At 48.9% G+C, this 305-nt stretch carries 1 protein-coding gene; it reads right to left on the bottom strand.

The features are described 5' to 3' along the window. Positions 1 to 4 precede the first annotated feature (4 nt). The coding region (locus tag B4J23_RS07515) for an acyl-CoA dehydrogenase family protein (RefSeq protein ID WP_291359719.1) at positions 5 to 305 on the bottom strand (301 nt) is incomplete at its 5' end.

Here is a 305-nt window from a genome sequence, read left to right as displayed (position 1 = left end):
CTTGTTAGTGAGTCGCCTCGCGAATCATATTGCGAGCAATAATGACTTGCTGGATTTGCGTGGTTCCTTCATAAAGACGGAATAAACGCACATCGCGGTAGAAGCGCTCAATTGCATATTCACTGATGTAGCCCGCGCCACCATGGATTTGCACACCACGGTCAGCGACACGGCCACACATTTCTGTTGCAAACATTTTTGCGCATGATGCTTCAGTACTTACATTCTGGCCGGCATCACGACGACGCGCTGCATCAAGCACCATGCATTTCGCTGCATAAATTTCAGCTTTAGAATCTGCCAGC

The sequence above is a fragment of the Acinetobacter sp. UBA3025 genome (assembly GCF_002367915.1).
GTDB lineage: Bacteria > Pseudomonadota > Gammaproteobacteria > Pseudomonadales > Moraxellaceae > Acinetobacter.
Note: the sequence above shows the minus strand (reverse complement) of the source record. Positions and strands in the feature narration are given on the sequence as shown.